We start from the raw sequence: 14,579 nt of genomic DNA on the forward strand, positions 1-14,579 counted from the left end.
TCCTTTGTACTCACCCTCTCGGGCTTTCCTCCGGGCTTCCCTTCGGTCTTGCGTTTCCGACTCTATCAGATCTTTTCTCGACCCGATTTCCTCGGCGCTTTCCAGGTTTCCGCTCTCGCGTTTCCCTTTCCGGCGTTTCCGACTCTATCAGATCCTTTCGGCGTCTGATTCCCAGTCAGCGGGAGTTGCCTTCCCGGCCGTTGGGCCGTTCCGACGAGTGAGACTTTAGCGGATTCCCGGCCTCCGAGCTAATCGGCGGCCGCGTCCTTTCGAACATGGATTCCTCATTCCGTAAATACGCACGCAGAAGCCGTCGACGACGGATCGCCGATTGCTGGTAGGTACTTGCGGAGTGGCTGTCCGGGGACCGACCGGGGTCGGCGCTCACGTCGGACAACTCGGAGAACACTACGTATCCGGTTGGGGTGTGTCAACTTGCGGCGGGACGGCACCCCGGCGGCGTAGGGTGGGCCGCATGACTACGCGTACGTGTACCCAGCAGTGGTGGCCCGCCTGACGGCGGCCGCGCTCACGTACGCATTCAACGGCCGCCGCCTCGGCGGCCGTTCGCGTATCTCCCTCCAGAACCCCTGAGGGCCGGCCGCCGGGGACGGCGGCCTCGACCAGGAGGTGGAGAGGGAATGACACGGGTCTTCAGCGGGATCAAGCCGACCGGGCACCTGACACTGGGGAACTACCTGGGGGCGATGCGGCAGTGGGCTGCCGTGGACCAGCACCAGTCCGACGCCCTGTTCTGCGTCGTCGATCTGCACGGCATGACCGTGGACCACGATCCGGCCCGGCTGCGCAGGCTCACCCGGCAGGCGGCCACGCTGCTGCTGGCGGCCGGGCTCGATCCGGAGCTGTGCACCGTGTTCGTGCAGAGCCATGTCGACGAGCACACCCGGCTGTCGTACGTCATGGAGTGCGTGGCGACCGACGGTGAGATGCGGCGGATGATCCAGTACAAGGAGAAGGTCGCGAGCGAAGGGGCGCGCGGGCGGGGAGTGCGGCTGTCCCTGCTGACGTATCCGGCGCTGATGGCGGCGGACATCCTGGTGTACGGGGCGGACGAGGTGCCGGTCGGGGACGACCAGGCGCAGCACGTGGAACTGACGCGGGATCTGGCGGTGCGGTTCAACCAGCGGTACGGGCACACGTTCGTGGTGCCGAAGGCGACCGTGCCGACCGTGGCGGCGCGGGTGATGAACCTGCAGGACCCGACGTCGAAGATGGGCAAGAGCGACGACTCCGGGCCCGGGATCGTCTATCTGCTCGACGAGCCGGACGTGATCCGGAAGAAGGTCATGCGGTCCGTGACCGACAGTGGGCGGGAGGTCGTGTACGACCGGGAGGAGCGGCCGGGGGTCGCGAATCTGCTGGAGATTCTCGCTGCGTGCACGGGTGGGAACCCTGAGTCACTGGCAACCGTTCACGATTCGTACGGCGCTCTGAAGCAGGCCACCGCGGAGGCGGTGCTGGAGACGCTCAGGCCCGTGCAAGCCAGGCACAAGGAGTTGTGTGCCGATCCGGGATATGTGGAGGAGGTGCTGCGGCATGGGGCGGAGAAGGCTCGGTCGATCGCCCGGCCGATCGTCGATACGGCTTACCGGGCGATCGGGCTGTTGCCGCCGGGCGCCGTCTCCGGCCCGGCGGCGGCGGCGGCGGCTGAGCCTGCGTTGAACGCGGCGCGGTAGGCGCGGGGCCGGTGGCGAGGCGCGAGGCGAGGTGCGGCGCATCTCGCCTGCTCTCTCCCCTTCCCTCCCGTCTCCTCGCCTCCCCTCTCGTCTCCTCGTCTCTCCTCGCCGGAACCAGCCTGGGGTCAGTCCTTCTTGCCGGAGGCGAGTTCGCGGCTGCGGTCGCGGGCGGCTTCGAGCGCGGCGATGAGGGCGGCGCGGACGCCGTGGTTCTCCAGTTCGCGGATGGCGTTGATGGTGGTGCCGGCGGGTGAGGTGACGTTCTCCCGGAGTTTGACGGGGTGTTCGCCGCTGTCGCGGAGCATCACGGCGGCACCGATCGCGGACTGGACGATGAGGTCGTGGGCCTTGTCGCGGGGCAGGCCGAGCAGGATGCCGGCGTCGGTCATGGCCTCGACCAGATAGAAGAAGTACGCCGGGCCCGAGCCGGAGAGGGCGGTGCAGGCGTCCTGCTGCGACTCGGGTACCCGGAGGGTCTTGCCGACGGCGCCGAAGATCTCCTCGGCGTGGGCGACATGGGCCTCGGTGGCGTGGGTGCCGGCGGAGATGACGGACATCGCCTCGTCGACGAGGGCGGGGGTGTTCGTCATGACGCGGACGACCGGGGTGCCGGTGGCGAGGCGCTCCTCGAAGAAGGAGGTGGGGATGCCCGCGGCGCCGCTGATGACGAGGCGGTCGGCGGGGAGGTGCGGGGCGAGTTCGTCGAGGAGGGTGCCCATGTCCTGGGGCTTGACCGTGAGGATCAGGGTGTCGGCGGTCTTCGCGGCCTCGGGGTTGGTGACCGGGGTGACTCCGTGGCGGGCGCGGAGTTCTTCGGCGCGTTCGGGGCGGCGGGCGGTGACCAGGAGGTCGGCGGGGGCCCAGCCGGCGCGGATCATCCCGCTGAGCAGGGCTTCGCCGATCTTGCCGGTGCCGAGGACTGCGACTTTCTGACTCATGCGGTTCAGTCTGGCACCGGGGGCGCGGGCGGGGGCCGGTTGTCCGCCGGCCGGACGTCGGCGGCGGGTCAGGCGGTCCGTCGGCGCAGGGTGGCCGCTCCGAGGGTCAGGACCAGCAGGGCGCAGCCGGCCACGATCAGGACGTCCCTGACGAAGGTGGCGGTCATGTCGGTGTGGTGGAGGACCTCGTTCATGCCGTCGACGGCGTAGGACATGGGGAGGACGTCGGAGATGGCTTCGAGGGCGGGGTGCATCTCGGAGCGGGGGGTGAAGAGGCCGCAGAGGAGGAGCTGAGGGAAGATCACCGCGGGCATGAACTGGACCGCCTGGAATTCCGAGGCCGCGAAGGCCGAGACGAAGAGACCGAGGGCCGTGCCGAGCAGGGCGTCGAGCAGGGCGACCAGGAGCAGGAGCCAGGGGGAGCCGGTGACGTCGAGGCCCAGGAGCCAGACGGCGAGGCCGGTGGCGAGGGCCGACTGGATGATCGCGAGGATGCCGAAGGCGAGGGCGTAGCCGGCGATGAGGTCGGCTTTGCCGAGGGGCATGGCGAGGAGTCGTTCGAGGGTGCCGGAGGTGCGTTCGCGGAGGGTGGCGATCGAGGTCACCAGGAACATCGTGATGAGCGGGAAGATGCCGAGGAGCGAGGCGCCGATGTTGTCGAAGGTGTGCGGGCTGCCGTCGAAGACGTAGCGGAGCAGGACCAGCATCAGGCAGGGGATGAGGATCAGCAGCGCGATGGTGCGGGGGTCGTGGCGGAGTTGACGCAGGACGCGGGCGGCCGTGGCGGTGGTGCGGGAGAGGTTCAGCGCGCCGACGGGGACGGTGTCGGCGGTGGTGGTCGCGGTCTGGGTGGTCATCGTGCCGTTTCCTTCGTGCGGGAGTTGGCGGCGGCTTCGTCGACGAGGTGGAGGAAGGCGGCCTCGACAGTGTCGGAGCCGGTGCGGGTGCGCAGGGCCTCGGGGCTGTCGTCGGCGAGGATCTCGCCCTCGCGCATGAGGAGGAGGCGGTGGCAGCGTTCGGCCTCGTCCATGACGTGGGAGGAGATGAGGAGGGTGGCGCCGCGGGTGGCGGCGATGGAGTGGAAGAGGTTCCAGAGGTCGCGGCGCAGGACGGGGTCGAGGCCGACGGTGGGTTCGTCGAGGACGAGGAGTTCGGGGCTGCCGAGCAGGGCGACGGCGAGGGAGACACGGTTGCGCTGGCCGCCGGAGAGGTTGCCGGCGAGGGCGTCGGCGTGGCTGGTGAGGTCGACTTCGCCGAGGACGCGTTCGACGTCGGCTCGGCGGGCGGCGGTGGGGCGGGTGGGGTCGAGGATCGCGCCGAAGTAGTCGAGGTTCTGGCGGACGGTCAGGTCGTCGTAGACGGAGGCGGCTTGGGTGACGTAGCCGATGCGGGTGCGCAGGGAGGGGTGGCCGGCGGGGCGGCCGAGGACGTTCAGGGTGCCGGTGACCTTGGCCTGGGTACCGACGATCGACCGCATCAGGGTGGACTTGCCGCATCCGGAGGGGCCGAGGAGGCCGGTGATCTGACCGCGCGGGACGGTGAAGTCGAGGCCGCGCAGGACGGTGCGGGGGCCGCGGACCGCGGTGAGTCCGGCGGCCTGGACGGCGGGGGGCAGGGCTGGGTTGCCGGGGGCCTGGAGCGGCTCCGGCGAATAATTCACCATGTGATGAATAATGCTCGGGAGAGGGTGGGCCGTCAAGGGGACGGGGCGGCCCCGGGGGCTGGGACGCTTACCGGCGCCGGCGGGGTGCCTCCCGCAGCCTTCGGCCGGGGGAACCCCAGCGCCCACCCGTGCCGCCTGGGGGCACCTCCCAGGCCTTTGAGGAACTGGAGGAGGCACGACTGCCCGCAGCTATGTCTTGTCTTCCAGGGGCGCGGGGAACTGCGCGAGCAACCCCCAGCAACCCCCACCGGCCCGCGGCCGGATCGGTGCCGCGGGCCGGTGGCTGCCGGCACCCGCTCAGGAGTTGAGGGCGACCAGCAGGAGGACGTCGTAGGTCTCCTCGACGACCCCGTCCGGGAAGACCTTCAGCAGGTGGGCGCGCTCCTCGGCGAGGAAGTCGGTGCGGCGGGCCTCGGAGGTGACGAGGAACGCCGAGTGGCTGCCGATGTTGGCGAGGTGGGTGTCGACCTGGACCCGGCGGCTCCAGCGGACCTCGCGGCGGGCGAAGCGGAGCCGGCCGCTGGGGTCGGCGAGGTCGGTGTGGTCGGCCCCCTTGCGCTGCTCGAACGTGTCGTCGACACCGAAGAAGCGGCTGATGCGTGCGGAGGCGTCGGCGATCCAGCCGACGTCAAGTGCGCTGGTGTTCCACCACAGCGCCAGCGCCCCGCCGGGACGGAGCACGCGGAGCGCCTCCGGCACCGCGCGGGCCGGGTCGGTCCAGTGCCAGGCCTGGGCGTAGGTGAGGAAGTCGGCGGTGGCGTCGGCGAGCGGCAGGGCGTTGCCGTTGCCGCGGACGATCGGGATGCCGGGGCGGGTGGTGTGGAACTCCGCCGCCATGCCCTCCCCCGGCTCCACCGCGATCACGTCGGCGCCGCGCGCGTGCAGGAGGGCGGTCGCGATGCCGGTGCCCGCGCCGACGTCGACCACCCGGGCGCCCGAGAGGGAGCGGCCGGCTTCCTCCTCGACGGCGTCGAGGAGAGCGGGCGGGTAGGAGGGGCGGTTCGCGGCGTACTGGGCCGCTGCGGCGTTGAAGGAGCGCGCGCGTGCGGCGTGCGAGGGGCCGGGGGTCAGGTTCCGGGGTTGCGACTGCGACTGGCCTGTGGTCATGCGGTCATGGTCCCCGCGGGAGGGGCCGGGACGACAGGGATTTCCGAGCGGTGGGCTGGATGGGGCGCGTCGGTCTCAGGGCTTCCGCTTCTTCTTCGACGGGTTGCCCGAGCGGCGGGTGGTGCGGCGTCCGTGTTCCCGGACGGCGGTGTCGTACTCGGCGCGGTGGAGTTTCTCGCCGGGGGCCTCGGTGAGGGAGCGGAAGAAGTAGGCGAGGAGCGAGCCGACGAAACCGATGGCGAGGAGGCCGCGCAGGGAGGCCTGGCGTTCGGGGTCGGGGCGCTTGCCGAAGGACTCCCAGGTGTTGCGGAAGGCCAGGGCGCTGCAGACTGCGAACATCGCGACGACGAGGACGGTCACGAAGGCACCGGTGTCGGCGAGCTGGACGCCCTCGTAGGCGAGTCGCAGGACCAGGCAGGAGCCGACGGCGGCGGCGAGCGAGCCCACGGCCACGCCGATCCGGCGGGCGGTGTAGCCGTCGTCGTGGTTCACCCAGGACGTGCCGAAGAAACGGAGGGGCTCGGGGCGGGGTCCGCCGGTGGAGCCCGCGGGGGTGTCCGGGGTGCCTGGTTCGTCGCTCACGGGACGATTATGGCGCCGGGCGGCCGCGGGCTCCGGGTCGGGTCGGACCGGTCGGGTCGGACCGGTCAGGTCAGGTCAGGTCAGGTCAGGCGCAGCGGTCGGCCACGTAGCCGTCGCTGCCGGTGTTGACGTAGGCGTCCGAGACGTATTCGCCGTTGTCGATGTTGTCCCAGATGTTGGACGTGCCGTAGTAGCCGGACACCGTCGTGCCGGGTGTCTGGCAGAAGATCGGGACGCGGGTGCCCTCGGGGAGGGTCCGCGTGATGGCGTAGCCGGTGCCGGGGCCGCTGCGGACGTTGAGGCGGACGCCCGGGGCGACCGCGTACGTCTTGACGGATGCGGCCAGCGTCGAGACGGCCTCCCCCTCGGCGCCGCTCTCGGCTTCCTGCGTGTGATCGACAGACATGTAGTGCTCCCCCCACTGGACCCATGAGTGCCATGGAGTCCCGTTGATTCCCCTCATTCGAGCCACGAAACACATGTGCGCAACTCGAACGCCGAGGCTGGCAAGCCGCCTCTGTCTCGTACGGGTCATCGACTAGGCTCCGTGAGTCGCGCTCCGCGGAAACAGCACGGGGGTGGTCCCTTGACGCCACAGCGCAACACCGGAGCGGGCGCGGAAGCGGAACTTCCCGAGTATGCCGGGCACTACCGTCTGGAGTCGTGCCTCGGCTCCGGTGGCATGGGCGTGGTGCACCTGGCCCGCAGCACCTCGGGGCTGAAGCTCGCGGTGAAGGTCGTGCATGCCCAGTACGCCAAGGACCGTGAGTTCAGGGGCCGTTTCCGGCAGGAGGTGGCTGCCGCACGCAAGGTCAGCGGTGCCTTCACCGCCCCGGTCGTGGACGCCGATCCCGAGGCCGAACGGCCCTGGATGGCGACCCTCTTCATCCCCGGCCCGACCCTTTCCGAGCACGTGAAGCGGAACGGCCCTATGCCTCCTGCCCAGTTGCGCCGGCTGATGGCCGGACTGGCGGAGGCGTTGCGCGACATTCACCGGGTCGGTGTGGTGCACCGGGATCTCAAGCCGAGCAATGTGCTGCTCGCCGAGGACGGTCCCAAGGTCATCGACTTCGGTATCTCCCGGCCGAAAGACAGCGAACTGCGGACCGAGACGGGGAAGTTGATCGGTACGCCGCCGTTCATGGCGCCGGAGCAGTTCCGGCGGCCGCGTGAGGTGGGGCCCGCCGCCGACATCTTCGCGCTCGGGTCGGTGCTGGTGCACGCGGCGACGGGGCGGGGGCCGTTCGACTCCGACAGCCCGTACGTCGTCGCCTACCAGGTCGTACACGACGAGCCCGACCTCACCGACGTACCGGAGGAGCTTGCTCCGGTGGTGCTGCGCTGCCTCGCCAAGGAGCCCGAGGACCGGCCGACGCCCGACGAACTGATGCGGGAGCTGCGGTCGTTGTCGGCGTCGTACGACACGCAGGCGTTCATACCGGCACAGCGGGTCAGGGTCGACGACGGCGGCAGTGACGGCGACGGCGACTCACCGGAGGCGGAGTCGTCTGCCGCGGTGCCCGGGCAGCAGGCAGGGCGGGCGCGCAGGACGGCGCGGCGGCGCATGGCCGTCGCCGTCGGGGCCGGTGTGCTGGTCCTGGGCGGTGTGGTCGCCTCGGCACTGTGGTTCGGGGACGGCGATCCGACGCCGGTGGGCAGCACGGTGCACGGTTCCGCGGCCGCGTTCGAGGCGTGGCAGGCGCAGGCGCCGGCCAAGGGCGGTTCGGGCATGCCGCAGTGCGTCGGCGGTGCGGGGAAGTTGCTGTGCTTCCGGTCGGGGCTCGCCTACGCCCTCGACCCGATGGGCGGCCGGGTGCTGTGGCGGCACCGGGTCGCGGACGAACGGACGAGCGGCGCGCCGTCGCTGTCGGGCGGGCTCGTGCTGCTGCCGACGGACGGCGGCCGGCGGGTGACGGCGCTGGATCCGGCGACCGGTTCGCCGCGCTGGCAGCGGGACCTGCCCGCGCACCAGGCGATGGCGATCACCCGGAGCATGCTGCTGACCGTCGGATCCGACCGCGTGATCACCGGCCTCGACAGCGGGACCGCCCGGACCAGGTGGAGCCTGCCGGTATCGGGCACCGTCACCCCGTCCCTGAGCTCGTTCGCCGGAGACCGGCTGGCCTACGCGAGCAGTACCTCCGACGACGGCACGCACACCCTGGTCACCGCGCTGGACCCGGAGGCCGGGAAACGGCGCTGGGAGGCGCGGCTCACGGGTGACCTCGAACCGGTCGGCAGCGCGGGCGGCTCGCTGTTCCTGCTGTCCACGGACCTCGCCTCCGGGCAGGCGGACGCGGTGGTGCGCTACACACCGGCCACCAGGACCACCCGCCGGGTGGCGCTGCCCGTCCGCCGGGACGCGCCGGGCGCCTCGGTGCACGGCGACATCGTCTACCTGCTGGCCGCCGGCGGCTCGCTGGAGGCCGTCGACCTGGCGAGCGGCAGACGGCTCTGGGGGCTCCAGACGTCGGTGAGCCGGGGCTCGTCCCCGACGGCCGACGACCGGAACGTCTACTTCACGGCGGCCGACGGGCGTCTGCTCGCCGTGAACGCCCGCAGGGGAAGCCTCGTCGGCCAGACCCCGGCGCGGCTGGCCGGCAACGCCGACCAGGTCGTCGCCGCGCTGTCGGCTCCGCTGGTCATCGGTACCCATGTCTACGCCGCCGCCCCGGACGGCAGCGTCTTCGCCGTGGACGCGGCGGATCCCGCCGGCTGGTGACGGCCTGACGACCTGCGAAAGGGGCCGTCTCCCGTACGGGAGGCGGCCCCTTTCCGGCTTACGGCGTGGTTCAGCCCAGCTTCGTCACGTCGCGGACCGCGCCCTTGTCGGCGCTGGTGGCCATCGCGGCGTAGGCGCGCAGGGCCGCCGAGACCTTGCGGTCGCGGTTCTTCGGCGCGTACACGCCGTTCAGGGCCTGCTCGCGGCGGGACAGCTCGGCCTCGTCGACGAGGAGCTCGATCGTGCGGTTCGGGATGTCGATGCGGATGCGGTCGCCGTCCTCGACGAGGGCGATGGTGCCGCCGGAGGCCGCCTCCGGGGAGGCGTGGCCGATGGACAGGCCCGAGGTGCCGCCGGAGAAGCGGCCGTCGGTGATCAGCGCGCAGGTCTTGCCGAGGCCGCGGCCCTTGAGGAAGGACGTCGGGTAGAGCATCTCCTGCATGCCGGGGCCGCCCTTGGGGCCCTCGTAGCGGATCACGACGACGTCGCCGTGGGTGACCTGCTTGTTGAGGATCTTCTCGACGGCCTCTTCCTGCGACTCGCAGACGACCGCGGGCCCCTCGAAGGTCCAGATCGACTCGTCGACGCCGGCCGTCTTGACCACGCAGCCGTCGACGGCGAGGTTGCCCTTGAGGACCGCGAGGCCGCCGTCCTTGGAGTACGCGTGCTCGACGCTGCGGATACAGCCTTCCGCCGCGTCCTCGTCCAGGGCCTCCCAGCGCTCGGACTGGGAGAACGCCTCGGCGGAGCGGACGCAGCCGGGGGCCGCGTGCCACAGCTCGATCGCCTCGGGGGACGGGGAGCCGGCGCGGACGTCCCAGGTCTTCAGCCAGTCCGCGAGGGAGGGGCTGTGGACGGAGTGCACGTCCTCGTTGAGGAGGCCGCCGCGGTGCAGCTCGCCGAGCAGGGCCGGGATGCCCCCGGCCCGGTGCACGTCCTCCATGTAGTACGTGCGGGTCTTCGCGACGTTCGGGGCGACCTTGGCCAGGCAGGGCACCCGGCGCGAGACCTCGTTGATCTCCTCCAGGCCGAAGGGGACGCCCGCCTCCTGGGCGGCGGCGAGCAGGTGGAGGATCGTGTTCGTGGAGCCGCCCATCGCGATGTCGAGGGCCATGGCGTTCTCGAACGCGGCGAAGGTCGCGATGTTGAGCGGCAGGACCGTGTCGTCGTCCTGCTCGTAGTAGCGGCGGGTGATGTCCATGACCGTGGTGGCCGCGTCGACGTACAGCTGCTTGCGGGCCGTGTGGGTGGCCAGCACCGAGCCGTTGCCGGGGAGGGAGAGGCCGATCGCCTCGGTCAGGCAGTTCATCGAGTTGGCGGTGAACATGCCGGAGCAGGAGCCGCAGGTCGGACAGGCGTTCTCCTCGATCTTGAGGACGTCCTCGTCGGAGACGTTCTCGTTCGCCGCCTCGACCATCGCGTCGATCAGGTCGAGGGTGCGGACCGTGCCGTCCACGAGGGTCGCGCGGCCGGCCTCCATGGGGCCGCCGGAGACGAAGACCGTCGGGATGTTCAGCCGCAGGGCGGCCATGAGCATGCCCGGAGTGATCTTGTCGCAGTTGGAGATGCAGACCAGGGCGTCGGCGCAGTGCGCCTCGACCATGTACTCCACGCTGTCCGCGATCAGGTCGCGGGAGGGCAGGGAGTACAGCATGCCGCCGTGGCCCATCGCGATGCCGTCGTCCACGGCGATCGTGTTGAACTCGCGCGGGATGCCGCCTGCCTCCTTGATCGCCTCGGAGACGATCCGGCCGACCGGCTGGAGGTGGGTGTGGCCCGGCACGAACTCCGTGAACGAGTTCGCGACGGCGATGATCGGCTTGCGGCCGATGTCCGCACCCGGTACACCGGAGGCGCGCATAAGGGCGCGGGCGCCCGCCATGTTGCGGCCGTGGGTGACTGTGCGGGACCTCAGCTCGGGCATCGTCGCTCGCTCCTTCAGACAGATAGGGCTGCTAACGAGCGTACGCCCGTTGTTCAGGCCTCGGGACGAGGTGTCCGGAATGCGGGACGCGCGTCTCGCACGGCCGGGCTCACGGCCCGGTCAGATGGCCCTGTACCACCGGGGCGATCCTGGCCACGATCTGCTCCAGGTCCGCGGACGCCAGCGGCTCCACCTTGATCACGTAACGCAGCATCGCGCACCCCACCAGCTGCGCCGCGGCCAGCTCGGCGCGCAGCTCCCCGTCGGGGTGGTCCACCTGCTCCGCGAGCCGGCGCAGCAACTGGGCGGCGATCAGGCGGCGGAAGACCGCGGCGGCCGTCTCGTTGTTGACGGCGGAGCGGACGATCGCAAGGAGGGGCGTACGGGTGGTGGGGTTCTCCCAGATCCCGAAGACGAACCGGGTCAGCCGCTCGCCGACACCCTCCAGCGGGCCGTCGGCGATGGCGCCGGGCGCGTCGACGACGGGGGCGAAGGCGACCGCGATGGCGGCCTCGAAGATCTGTTCCTTGGTGCCGAAGTAGTGGTGGACCAGGGCGGAGTCGACGCCGGCGGCCTTGGCGATGGCACGTACGGACGTCTTCTCGTAGCCGTGTTCGGAGAACTCCTCGCGGGCGGTGACGAGGATACGGTCCCGGGTGTCGGCCGACTCGGAACGCGGGGGGCGGCCGCGGCGGCGGGTACCCGCGCCGCTGCCGACCGGGGTGTCGCTCACCGGCGGGGCACCTTCACCGCCGAGGCCAGGTGCAGCCGGGTGAAGGCCAGGGCTTCCGCGAGGTCTGCCTCGCGCTCCGCGCCGGACATCGCGCGCCGGGTGTTGACCTCGATGACGACATGCCCGTCGAAGCCGGTGACCGCGAGCCGCTCCAGCAGCTCGGCGCAGGGCTGGGTGCCGCGTCCTGGGACCAGGTGCTCGTCCTTGGCGGAGCCGCGGCCGTCGGCGAGGTGGACGTGGCCGAGCCGGCCGCCCATCCGGTCGAGCATGGCGAGCGCGTCGGCGCGGGACGTCGCGGCATGGCTGAGGTCGATCGTGAAGTGCCGGTAGTCGTCCTTGGTGACGTCCCAGTCGGGGGCGTACGCGAGCATCTCGCGGTCGCGGTAGCGCCACGGGTACATGTTCTCCACCGCGAACCGCACGTCCGTCTCGTTCGCCATGCGCCAGATCCCCTCGACGAAGTCGCGAGCGTACTGGCGCTGCCAGCGGAACGGGGGGTGTACGACGACCGCGCTCGCGCCCAGCTTCTCGGCGGCGGCGCGGGCCCGCTGGAGCTTGACCCAGGGGTCGGTGGACCAGACCCGCTGGGTGATCAGCAGACAGGGGGCGTGGACGGCGAGGATCGGGATGCGGTGGTAGTCGCTCAGCCGGCGCAGCGCCTCGATGTCCTGGCTGACCGGGTCGGTCCACACCATGACCTCGACACCGTCGTAACCGAGGCGTGCGGCGATCTCGAAGGCCGTCGCCGTCGACTCCGGGTAGACGGAGGCCGTGGAGAGCGCGACCTTCGCATCCGGGATGCGGACGACGTCCCTTGGGTTTGCCACGAGGGACAGGTTACGGGGTGGGGGTGGGTGGACAGGGGGCGGCTGGTCGCCGGTGTGACGGGGGTCGCGTCGGCGAGTGCGGGACGGCAGGGGACGGGCGCCTGGTCGCCGTTGCGGATTGCGGGTGCCGGGTTGCGGGTTGCGGGTTGCGGGTTGCGGTGCCATCGGCGGGTGCGGCGCCGTCGTGGTCGTTCGCGCGGTTCCTCCCCGGCCTTCGGCCGGGGGTACCCCAGCGCCCCTGAAGGGGCGCCTACGCCGAACCCATGTGATCCAGGCGCCGCAGGATCACGCCCTCCCGCAGGGCCCACGGGCAGACCTCCACGCTCTCCACCTCCAGGAGGTCCATCGCGGCCTCCGCCACCAGCGCGCCCGCGACCAGCTGGCCCGACCGGCCCTCCGAGACTCCGGGGAGCGCGGAACGCTGGGCCGTGCTCATGGCCGCCAGTCTCGGGACCCAGGTCTGCAGCGAGCCGCGCTTGAGTTCGCGCTGGACGTAGAGGCCGTCGGCGGAGCGGGCCGCGCCGGCGATGCGGGCCAGCTGCTTGAAGGTCTTGGACGTGGCGACCACGTGGTCGGGGGCGCCGAAGCGGCTGAACTCGCCGACCGTGCGGGCGATCTCGGCGCGTACATGGCGGCGCAGTGCCCGTATGTCGTCGGCGGACGGCGGGTCCCCGGGGAGCCAGCCCGCGGTGAGCCGGCCGGCGCCGAGCGGCAGCGAGACGGCCGTGTCGGGCTCCTCGTCGATGCCGTACGCGATCTCGAGGGAGCCGCCGCCGATGTCCAGGACCAGCAGCTTTCCGGCGGACCAGCCGAACCAGCGGCGGACCGCGAGGAAGGTCAGCCGGGCCTCCTCGGCACCGGTGAGCACCTGGAGCTCGACCCCGGTCTCGGCCTTCACGCGCGCGAGGACGTCGTCGGCGTTGGTGGCCTCGCGCACGGCGGAGGTGGCGAACGGCAGCAGGTCCTCGACGCCCTTGTCCTCCGCGGCCTGGAGGGCGTCCTTGACCACACCGACCAGTTTCTCGACACCGTCGGGGCCGATCGCCCCGTTGCCGTCGAGGAGTTGGGCAAGGCGCAACTCCGCCTTGTGCGAGTGCGCCGGCAGCGGGCGCGCGCCGGGGTGCGCGTCCACCACCAGCAGATGCACCGTGTTAGATCCCACGTCGAGGACACCGAGTCTCATGTACGGAACTGTACGGAACACTGCTGACAGGGGTCCCTGAGCAGTCCCCGGAGTGGCCTTCGGCGACTTACCCTGGACGGGTGCCAAAGACGAAAAAGACGAAGGACCACAAGGCCGCCAAATCAGCCGACGGTTCTTCGCGGGCGAAGCCACCGAAGCAGTCGAAGCCGCCGAAGACCTCCCTCGCCGCGGACGAGAAGGGTCTCGACTTCGCGCGGGCGTGGGTGGAGTTCCCGGATCCGGCCGACGACGAGCAGGTGTTCCGCTGTGATCTGACCTGGCTGACCTCCCGCTGGACCTGCATCTTCGGCAGCGGCTGCCAGGGCATCCAGGCGGGCCGCGCGGACGACGGCTGCTGCACGCTGGGCGCGCACTTCTCCGACGAGGACGACGAGAAGCGGGTCGCCGGCCATGTGGCGAGGCTCACGCCGGAGATCTGGCAGAACCATGCCGAGGGCACCGCGCACGGCTGGGTCTCGGAGGACGACGAGGGGTCCCGCCAGACCCGCCCGTACCAGGGCTCCTGCATCTTCCAGAACCGCCCCGGTTTCGCCGCCGGCGCCGGCTGCTCGCTGCACATCCTCGCGCTGCGGGAGGGCCGTGAGCCGCTGGAGACCAAGCCGGACGTCTGCTGGCAGCTGCCGATCCGCCGGACGTACGACTGGATCGACCGCCCCGACGACACGCGGGTCCTCCAGGTCTCGATCGGCGAGTACGACCGCCGGGGCTGGGGCCCGGGCGGCCACGACCTGCACTGGTGGTGCACCTCGGCGACCTCCGCGCACGGCGCGGGCGACCCGGTGTACGTCTCCTACCGCCCGGAACTGACCGAACTGATGGGCAAGGCCGGCTACGACCGCCTGGCAGAGCTGTGCGAGAACCGCCTCGCCTCCCAGCTGCCCCTACTGGCCCCACATCCGGCAGACCCGGTCGAGTAACGCTCACCACAGCGCCCCGAAAGGGCCGCGGATCCGATCCAGTAACGCTCACAGCAGCGCCCCTTCAGGGGCGCTGGGGGTCCCCCCGGCCGAAGGCTGGGGGAAGGAACTGCGCGACCAGCCACAACGACGCCGCACCCGCCAACGCACCGCAACCCGCCACGGCGGCTCCCGCCCGGCTCGACACCGCCGAACTCCACCACCGTGGCCGAGCACCGCCGCGGCGGAAAAAGAAGACCGGCGAAGGCAAGAGACCGCCCGAGGC

General features: G+C 71.3%; 13 protein-coding genes. 3 read left to right on the plus strand and 10 right to left on the minus strand.

Annotation, left to right across the window (positions count from 1 at the left end; translation table 11 throughout):
- Positions 1-641: 641 nt before the first annotated feature.
- Positions 642-1,697, plus strand: a complete 1,056-nt coding sequence (trpS, locus tag ACIQVL_RS44805) for a tryptophan--tRNA ligase (RefSeq protein WP_403478405.1) — start codon at positions 642-644, stop codon at positions 1,695-1,697.
- Positions 1,698-1,822: 125 nt separating this feature from the next.
- Here trpS and proC read toward each other — a convergent pair whose 3' ends face one another.
- The 6 genes from proC to ACIQVL_RS44835 all read right to left on the minus strand — a co-directional run bounded on the left by proC (position 1,823) and on the right by ACIQVL_RS44835 (position 6,393).
- A complete protein-coding gene (proC, locus tag ACIQVL_RS44810; protein ID WP_294009600.1) occupies positions 1,823-2,635 on the minus strand; it encodes a pyrroline-5-carboxylate reductase in 813 nt (270 codons plus the stop codon).
- A gap of 68 nt (positions 2,636-2,703) precedes the next feature.
- Positions 2,704-3,492, minus strand: coding sequence for an ABC transporter permease (locus ACIQVL_RS44815; protein WP_403445550.1), 789 nt, complete (start codon positions 3,490-3,492; stop codon positions 2,704-2,706).
- The gene (locus ACIQVL_RS44820) at positions 3,489-4,298 is read right to left on the minus strand and encodes an ABC transporter ATP-binding protein (RefSeq protein WP_403478406.1); all 810 of its coding nucleotides are present in this window, start codon (positions 4,296-4,298) and stop codon (positions 3,489-3,491) included. Before ACIQVL_RS44820 ends, ACIQVL_RS44815 begins: the two co-directional genes overlap by 4 nt.
- A gap of 297 nt (positions 4,299-4,595) precedes the next feature.
- On the minus strand, positions 4,596-5,405 hold the full coding sequence (locus ACIQVL_RS44825) for a class I SAM-dependent methyltransferase (RefSeq protein WP_403445544.1): 810 nt from the start codon (positions 5,403-5,405) through the stop codon (positions 4,596-4,598).
- Positions 5,406-5,480: 75 nt separating this feature from the next.
- Positions 5,481-5,987 carry an EamA/RhaT family transporter gene (locus tag ACIQVL_RS44830; protein WP_403445542.1) on the minus strand — a complete coding sequence of 169 codons (507 nt, stop codon included), beginning with the start codon at positions 5,985-5,987 and terminating at the stop codon, positions 5,481-5,483.
- 85 nt (positions 5,988-6,072) lie between these two features.
- On the minus strand, positions 6,073-6,393 hold the full coding sequence (locus tag ACIQVL_RS44835) for an SH3 domain-containing protein (RefSeq protein WP_403445540.1): 321 nt from the start codon (positions 6,391-6,393) through the stop codon (positions 6,073-6,075).
- Between the two features lie 180 nt (positions 6,394-6,573).
- Here ACIQVL_RS44835 and ACIQVL_RS44840 point away from each other — a divergent pair, with 180 nt between their 5' ends.
- The gene (locus tag ACIQVL_RS44840; RefSeq protein ID WP_403478407.1) at positions 6,574-8,709 is read left to right on the plus strand and encodes a PQQ-binding-like beta-propeller repeat protein; all 2,136 of its coding nucleotides are present in this window, start codon (positions 6,574-6,576) and stop codon (positions 8,707-8,709) included.
- A gap of 70 nt (positions 8,710-8,779) precedes the next feature.
- On the opposite strand, the gene ilvD is transcribed toward ACIQVL_RS44840, so the two are convergent.
- The 4 genes from ilvD to ACIQVL_RS44860 form a co-directional block, all read right to left on the minus strand.
- Entirely contained in the window at positions 8,780-10,633 is a 1,854-nt protein-coding gene (ilvD, locus tag ACIQVL_RS44845; RefSeq protein WP_403445537.1) for a dihydroxy-acid dehydratase, read from the minus strand.
- A 109-nt stretch (positions 10,634-10,742) separates the two neighbouring features.
- Positions 10,743-11,366, minus strand: a complete 624-nt coding sequence (locus ACIQVL_RS44850; RefSeq protein ID WP_403478408.1) for a TetR family transcriptional regulator — start codon at positions 11,364-11,366, stop codon at positions 10,743-10,745.
- Positions 11,363-12,193, minus strand: a complete 831-nt coding sequence (locus ACIQVL_RS44855; protein ID WP_403445532.1) for a sugar phosphate isomerase/epimerase family protein — start codon at positions 12,191-12,193, stop codon at positions 11,363-11,365. Before ACIQVL_RS44855 ends, ACIQVL_RS44850 begins: the two co-directional genes overlap by 4 nt.
- A 250-nt stretch (positions 12,194-12,443) precedes the next feature.
- Entirely contained in the window at positions 12,444-13,376 is a 933-nt protein-coding gene (locus tag ACIQVL_RS44860; protein WP_403445529.1) for a Ppx/GppA family phosphatase, read from the minus strand.
- 80 nt (positions 13,377-13,456) lie between these two features.
- Here ACIQVL_RS44860 and ACIQVL_RS44865 point away from each other — a divergent pair, with 80 nt between their 5' ends.
- On the plus strand, positions 13,457-14,314 hold the full coding sequence (locus ACIQVL_RS44865) for a hypothetical protein (protein ID WP_403478409.1): 858 nt from the start codon (positions 13,457-13,459) through the stop codon (positions 14,312-14,314).
- Positions 14,315-14,579: the final 265 nt, after the last annotated feature.

The organism is Streptomyces sp. NPDC090499, assembly GCF_044769305.1.
Lineage (GTDB): Bacteria > Actinomycetota > Actinomycetes > Streptomycetales > Streptomycetaceae > Streptomyces.